Genomic DNA, 7,177 nt, shown 5'->3' with positions numbered 1-7,177 from the left:
AGATCATGCGGCTTTTGTCTTGATGGCGCGCGGATACTCAAGCGCTTGCTGAAAGCCCGAAGCACAGCCCCAAGAAAAAGGCAGCCACGAAGGCTGCCTTTCAAATCATGAGCCTCTCAGCCCAGCCTGGCATCAGACCTGGTACCGCTTGAGCAGTGCCTCCGGACGCAGCGTGTCGTACTCTTCGAACGGCTGGTGGATCCAGGGGCTCGTGGGCAGCGTCTCCACGTAGTAATCCGGCGTGTAGCTCGACACCCCCTTGGTCCAGATCACCGCCGAGCGCAGTTCGGTGATGGCCGGCATGCCGCGCAGGCGCTCGACCACGGCACGCAAGGTCACACCGGAATCAGCCAGGTCATCGACCAGCAACACACGGCCGGCCAACTCACCCTTGGGCATGGTGATGTACTTGGCCATGTCCAGGCGCCCTTGCAGGGTGCCGCCATCGTCACGGTAGGAACTGGTGGACATGATGCCCAGCGGGCGATCGAAGATGCGCGACAGCACATCGCCAGGGCGCATGCCGCCACGGGCAAGGCACAGGATCTGGTCAAACTCCCATCCGGAGGAATACACCTTCAGCGCCAGGCGCTCGGTGAGCTGGTGATACTCCTCCCAGGACACGTACAGGTGTTTGCCATCGTCGGTGAGCATGGGGACTCCTTGGGAAATGCGGGGGTGGGGAAAAATGGGAAGTGCCCCGCTCAGCCCTTGTAGGGATGGCGCAGCAGGATGGTGTGGTCGCGGTCGGGGCCGGTGGACACCATGTCGATGGGTGCACCGATGAAGGCCTGCACACGCTCCAGGTAGGCGCGCGCGTTGGCGGGAAGCTTGTCCCACTCGGTGATGCCGAAGGTCGTGCCCTCCCAGCCCGGGAAGGTTTCATAGATGGGCTCGCAGGCCACGATCTCGTCAGCGTCCAGCGGCAGGATGTCGACGCGCTGGCCATTGAGCAGGTAGCCCGTGCAGACGTTGATTTCCTTCAGGCCATCAAGCACATCGAGCTTGGTGATGCACAGGCCCGAAATGCCGTTGATCAGCACCGAACGCTTGAGCGCTGCGGCGTCCAGCCAGCCACAGCGGCGGGCACGGCCCGTCACGGTGCCGCGCTCCTGGCCCACGGTGGACAGGTGGTAGCCCACGGTATCGGGCGTTTCCCAGTCCAGCTCGGTCGGGAAGGGGCCGCTGCCCACGCGTGTGGTGTAGGCCTTGGTGATGCCCAGGATGTAGTGCAGCTTGTCCGGACCCACGCCGGAACCAGCGGCAGCATTGCCGGCCACGCAGTTGCTCGACGTGACGTAGGGGTAGGTGCCATGGTCGATGTCCAGCAGCGTGCCTTGCGCGCCTTCGAACAGCACGCTGCCACCGGCCACGTTGTGGCCATGGATCTGCACGCCGACGTCGGCCAGCATGGGCAGGATCTGCTCGGCCGCCTTCATGGCCTGGTCGAAGATGGGCTGGAACTCGAGCGCCGTGCCCTTGAGGTAGCCCACGAGCGCGAAATTGTGCAGATCCAGCAGCTCACGCAGCTTCTTGGCGAAACGATCCGGGTGCTTCAGATCCTGCACGCGCAGGGCACGGCGGGCCACCTTGTCTTCGTAGGCCGGGCCGATGCCCTTGCCGGTGGTGCCGATCTTGCCGCTACCGCTGGTTTCACGCAGGGCCTCGCGGGCCTTGTCCACCTCGACGTGGAAGGGCAGGATCAACGGGCAGGATTCGCTGATGAACAGGCGCGAACGAACGTTCAGGCCGGCGGCTTCCAGGCGCTCGATCTCGGACAGCAGGTGGGTCGGGTCGACCACCACGCCGTTGCCGATGTAGCAGGCCACGCCCTCGCGCATGATGCCCGAGGGGATCAGCTGCAGCGCCGTTTTCTTGCCATTGATGACCAGGGTGTGGCCAGCGTTGTGCCCCCCCTGGAAACGCACGACGGCGGCAGCATGGTCGGTCAGCCAGTCGACGACCTTGCCCTTGCCTTCGTCACCCCACTGGGTGCCGACGACCACGACGTTGCGGGCAGGTGCATTGGCGGGACGAGCCGGCGCTTGAGAGCTTTGCATGGCGGGGATTCCTGTTTCGCGAATGGGGAATGGCAGTGCGCGTCTGACGAGAAGCCGTCAGAGAGCGCGCACTTGCCAGCGTCCGTCGATCTGCGCCAGTTCCCGGTCGCAGTCGAATTCTTGGACGTCGTGTTCATGTCCGGGCAGCACGCACACCACCGTGTGGCCCTGCCCGCGAAGCGCGCGCACAGCCTGGCGCAAGGCGGGATCTTCACCCCAGGGAGCACGCACTGCCGCGCGCACGGCCAGACCCTGACGGCTGGCGAGCACCTCGGCGAGGATCTTGAGGTCGAGGCTGAAGCCCACGGCAGGACGACGACGGCCAAAGACGGCACCCACCTCGTCGTAGCGGCCGCCGCGCACCAGGGCGTCGGCAAGGCCTTCGGCATAGATGGCGAAGCGGGTGCCGCTGTAGTAGGCGTAGCCGCTGAGATCGGACAGGTCGAAGCCGACACGCAGCCCCGGCTGAGCCTGGCGCAGTTGCGCCGACAGCCAGGCCAGGTCGTCGAGGGCCGATGCCACCAGCGGGTGCGAAGGCAGCACGGCACGCGCCTGCGCCAGGATCGCATCGTCGCCGTAAAGCGTGGTGAGCGTGACCAGCACCTCGGCGGCGCGGGGCGCGGAGGCCAGCGCGCCCTGGGCGGCCAGCTCGCGCAGGGCACCGACATCCTTGGCCGTGAGCGCGGTGACCACGGCGGTGTGGGTGGCCTCATCCAGCTCGGGCAGACCCAAGCCGGCCAGCACGCCTTCCACCAGGCGCACGTCGGCCAGGTCGATCACCAGACCGCACAGGCCGGAGGCCTGCAGACCTTCCAGGGCCAGCTCGGTGACCTCCAGATCGGCTTCAAGCCCGGCATGGCCGTAGATCTCGGCGCCCAGCTGCAAGGGCTCGCGGCTGGCCTGCGGGCTGGCGGGGCGCGTGTGCAGCACCGGGCCGCAGTAGCACAGCCTCGTCAGACTTTCGCGGTTGAGCAGGTGGGCATCGATGCGGGCCACCTGGGGGGTGGCATCGGCGCGGACGCCCAGCGTGCGGCCGCTGAGTTGGTCGACCAGCTTGAAGGTCTTGAGATCCAGCGCATGGCCGGTTCCCGACAGCAGCGAATCGAGATGCTCCAGCAGCGGCGGCATCACCAGCTCGTAGCCGTAGCCACGCGCCGCGTCCAGCCAGACACGGCGCAGTTCTTCCACGCGACGGGCTTGCGCAGGCAAGACGTCAGCAATGTGCTCTGGCAACAGCCAAGCAGACGACATAAAAAATCGAGTGGGGGTTAAAAGCGGGATTCTACCGGGGTTCAGGGTATCCGACCACCCTCACCCCAGCAACCAGATGAGCAGCAGTCCGCACAAGACGCTGCTGATGCCCACCAGACGGAGTTGCGCGTCGTCGAGTTGCAGGGCCTGTTCAAAGACCCTGCGCCACGCGGCGGGATTGATCATGGGCAGCAGGCCCTCGATCACCAGGACGAGGGCCAGGGCCAGCCAGAAGGCATCGGCCATGGCAGCAGAACCGAACTGAAGCGCTTACTTGCCGCCGGTGCCGGCGCCGCGCATGGCCTTGAAGAAGTCGCTGCTCGGGTCCACCACCATCACATCCGACTTGCTGCGGAAGGTGCTGCGGTAAGCCTCGAGGCTGCGGTAGAACTGGGCGAACTGCGGATCACGACCGAACGCATCGGAGTACAGGGCCGATGCCTTAGCATCGCCATCACCCTTGAGCTTCTGCGCATCGCGGTAGGCTTCGGCCACGATGATTTCGCGTTGGCGGTCGGCATCGGCGCGGATCTTTTCACCCTCGGCCGTGCCTTGCGAACGCAGCTCGTTGGCCACGCGCTGGCGCTCGGACTGCATGCGGCGGTACACCGCATCGGTGATGTTGACGGAGAAGTCCACGCGCTTGATGCGCACGTCGACGATCTCGATGCCAAAGGATTTGGCGTCGTCGGACAGGCGGGAAATGATGCCCTGCATGACCTTCTCGCGCTCGGTGGACAGCACGGCCCCCACGGTGCGGCGCGTGACCTCTTCGTTGAGCGCGGCCTGCACGATCGGGCTCAGCCGGTTCTCGGCATTGCGCATGTCGGTGCCGAGGTTGCGGATGAAGAGCTTGGGGTCGGTGATGCGCCACTTCAGCAGCCAGTCGATCACCAGGCTCTTCTTCTCGGCCGTGAAGATGGGCTTGGACTCGGGGCTGTCGAGCGTCTGAGTGCGGCGGTCGAGCACGACGACGTTCTGAAGCGGCGCCGGGAGCTTGAACTTCAGGCCAGGCTCGCTGACCACGTCCTTGATCTCGCCCAGGGCATAGACGACGGCGAACTGCCGCTGATCCACCACGAACAGGGTGGATGCGAGGATGATGAGGGCCAGCAGGATGCCGACCACGATGATGCCAATGCGGTGCATGTCGGGTTTCCTTGGGGCTCAGCGGGCGTCGCGGTCACGGCTGCGCAGGTTCTCGCGCGAGCGGGGGTCAACAGCCGCGGCCGGGCTGGATGACGGCACGGTCGTGGTCGACTCCGGCACCGCGGCCGTACCGGCGGCAGGGGACTGGGCGCTGCCAGCCGGGGGATTCGCACCACTGGCCTGCAACAGCTTGTCGAGCGGCAGGTACAGCAGGTTCGAGCCCTGGCGCGAATCAACCAGAACCTTGGTCACATTGCTGTAGACCTGCTGCATGCTGTCGATGTAGAGACGGTCGCGGGTCACGCCCGGGGCCTTCTGGTACTCGGCCAGCACCGAGCGAAAGCGTTGCGCATCACCATCGGCCTGCGACACCACGCGGGCGGCATAACCGGCAGCTTCTTCACGCAGGCGCGCCGCCGTGCCCTGGGCCTTGGGGATCACGTCGTTGGCGTAGGCCTGGCCTTCGTTCTTCAGGCGCTCACGGTCGGCGCCCGCCTTGACCGCGTCGTCGAACGAGGCCTGCACCTGCTCGGGGGCCTGCACGCTGCGCACATTGATGTTGACCACCGTCACGCCAGCCTTGATCTTGTTGAGCTGGGCCTGCACGGACTTGGACAGATCGATGGAAATGGCGTCGCGCTTCTCGTAGAGCACCGAGTCCATCGTGCTGGTGCCGACGATCTCGCGCACGGCCGATTCGGCGGCCTGCTTGACGGCCTCATCGGAGTTGCGGTTCTCGAACAGGTACTGCTTGGCGTCGGCCAGGCGGTACTGCACCGTGAACTGGATATCGATGATGTTCTCGTCGCGCGTGAGCATGGACGAATCGCGCAGGCCTGTGCCCTGCTCTACCGTGGCACTGCCGACATCGAGCGAGCGCAGCTGCGTGACGTTGACGATCTCGTGGCTCTGGAACGGGTAAGGGCCGCGCCACTGGAAGCCGGCATCGGAGGTGTGGCTGTAGCGCCCGAAGGACATCACCACGGCCTGCTGGCCTTCCTGCACGATGAAGAAACCACTGCCCAGCCAGACCAGCACCACCAGACCGGCCACCAGGCCGATGCCGATGCCGGCACCGGTCGGATCCGGCGACATGCTGCCGCCGGGGCCGTTGCTGCTGCCGTTGTTGTTGCCGCCATCACCACCGCGGCCCGAGAACAGGCCACTGAGCTTGCGGTTGAAATCGCGCCAGAGTTCGTCGAGATCAGGCGGGCCTTCGTCCCGGCGGTTCTCGCTGGTGCTGGCACCGGCCACGCCGGGCAGCACGCGGTACAGGCGGTGCGTCGAGCGCCACACCAGGCGCGTGACCACCCCGGTCAGGAAACCCGCCGCCAGCGCCGCGGCCGACGCCACGACACGAAGGCCGGTGCGCGGTGCCGCCTGGGCTGGGCTTGTCTCAGCGTTGTGCATGTCCATTTTCGAACGATTCTTGGTGATGGGCCGCGTCATCCTCCGACGGGGCCTCGAGTTCATGATTGTGCATGGCGATCGGTGAGAAGTCGGCTGAAAAGCCTGCTTCTGCATCGCCCAGGCCGGAAATGGCCGACTGCGAGAGCACTTCGCGCAACACATCGAGCCCCTCGCCCGTCAGGGCACTGACAAACACGCGCAACGCGTGGGTGCCGTCGGGCATCTCGAAAATGTCGCGGTCATGGCGGGGGTGCTGATGCTCGGGCAGCGCGTCGCACTTGTTGAACACCAGCACCTGTGGGATCCCTGCGGCACCGATGGAGTTCAATACGCGCTGAACTTCTGCCATCTGCTCGAGCAGCACGGGGCTGGCGGCGTCGACAACATGCAACAGCACATCGGCCTCGGTAGCCTCCTGCAGGGTGGCCTCGAAGGCCTCGACCAGCGTGTGCGGCAGATCGCGGATGAACCCCACGGTGTCGGAAATGGTGACGCTGCGCTCGGCCTGCGCCAGATAGAGCTGGCGCACGGTGNTGCGCTCGGCCTGCGCCAGATAGAGCTGGCGCACGGTGGTGTCCAGCGTGGCGAAGAGCTGGTCAGCCGCGTAGGTGCCGGCCTTGGTCAGGGCATTGAACAGCGTGGACTTGCCCGCGTTGGTGTAGCCCACCAGCGAGATGCGGAAGGTGCCGGTGCGCTCACGGCCACGGCGCTGCGTGTTGCGCTGGCGCTTGACCTTGATCAGTTGCTGCTTGAGCGACTTGATGCGCTGGTCGATCATGCGGCGGTCCAGCTCGATCTGCGTTTCGCCAGGGCCACCGCGATGCCCCACCCCGCCGCGTTGGCGCTCAAGGTGGGACCAACGGCGCACGAGCCGGGTCGCCAGGTAGCCCAGACGGGCCAGTTCGACCTGGAGTTTGCCTTCGTGGCTGCGGGCGCGGTCACCGAAGATCTCAAGGATCAGGGAGGTGCGGTCGAGCACTTCGACGCCCAGATGGCGCTCCAAGTTGCGCTGCTGCGCAGGCGACAGGGCCTGATCGAAAATGACCGCCTGCGCCCCTTGATCAGCCACCAGGTGCTTGATCTCGTCGGCCTTGCCCGAGCCTACGAAGAACGCGGCATCGGGGGCCTTGCGGCGTGCAATGACGCGCGCCACCGGCGCATCGCCAGCCGATTCGGCCAGCAAGGCAAGTTCATCGAGGGTGGGATCAAAGGATGACCCCTTGCCCAGATCGACCCCCACCAGCACGACCCTGGGAGGGCCGCCGGGGGCATGCTCGAACGGCACTGAAGATGTCAAAGCGTATCGG

7 protein-coding genes are annotated in these 7,177 nt (G+C 65.9%); all 7 read right to left on the bottom strand.

The features are described from left to right. Positions 1–132 precede the first annotated feature (132 nt). From EIP75_RS12630 to hflX, 7 genes are read right to left on the bottom strand one after another with little or no spacing between them, the layout of a single operon-like run. Positions 133–654: a phosphoribosyltransferase gene (locus tag EIP75_RS12630; protein WP_125243606.1), complete on the bottom strand. Its 522-nt coding sequence runs from the start codon at positions 652–654 to the stop codon at positions 133–135. 50 nt (positions 655–704) lie between these two features. Then, positions 705–2,060, bottom strand: coding sequence for an adenylosuccinate synthase (locus tag EIP75_RS12625; RefSeq protein ID WP_125243605.1), 1,356 nt, complete (start codon positions 2,058–2,060; stop codon positions 705–707). Positions 2,061–2,117: 57 nt separating this feature from the next. Beyond that, positions 2,118–3,311, bottom strand: a complete 1,194-nt coding sequence (locus EIP75_RS12620) for an ATP phosphoribosyltransferase regulatory subunit (protein WP_125243604.1) — start codon at positions 3,309–3,311, stop codon at positions 2,118–2,120. A 60-nt stretch (positions 3,312–3,371) separates the two neighbouring features. After that, the gene (locus EIP75_RS12615; RefSeq protein ID WP_125243603.1) at positions 3,372–3,557 is read right to left on the bottom strand and encodes a DUF2065 domain-containing protein; all 186 of its coding nucleotides are present in this window, start codon (positions 3,555–3,557) and stop codon (positions 3,372–3,374) included. 24 nt (positions 3,558–3,581) lie between these two features. Further along, on the bottom strand, positions 3,582–4,460 hold the full coding sequence (gene hflC, locus EIP75_RS12610) for a protease modulator HflC (protein ID WP_125243602.1): 879 nt from the start codon (positions 4,458–4,460) through the stop codon (positions 3,582–3,584). A gap of 18 nt (positions 4,461–4,478) precedes the next feature. Beyond that, entirely contained in the window at positions 4,479–5,876 is a 1,398-nt protein-coding gene (hflK, locus tag EIP75_RS12605; protein ID WP_233584832.1) for an FtsH protease activity modulator HflK, read from the bottom strand. Next, positions 5,857–7,167: a GTPase HflX gene (gene hflX, locus EIP75_RS12600; protein WP_476561140.1), complete on the bottom strand. Its 1,311-nt coding sequence runs from the start codon at positions 7,165–7,167 to the stop codon at positions 5,857–5,859. Before hflX ends, hflK begins: the two co-directional genes overlap by 20 nt. Positions 7,168–7,177: the final 10 nt, after the last annotated feature.

Origin of the sequence: Aquabacterium soli (genome assembly GCF_003933735.1) — a bacterium.
In the GTDB taxonomy this organism is placed as follows: Bacteria; Pseudomonadota; Gammaproteobacteria; order Burkholderiales; family Burkholderiaceae_C; genus Aquabacterium; species Aquabacterium soli.
Note: the sequence above shows the minus strand (reverse complement) of the source record. Positions and strands in the feature narration are given on the sequence as shown.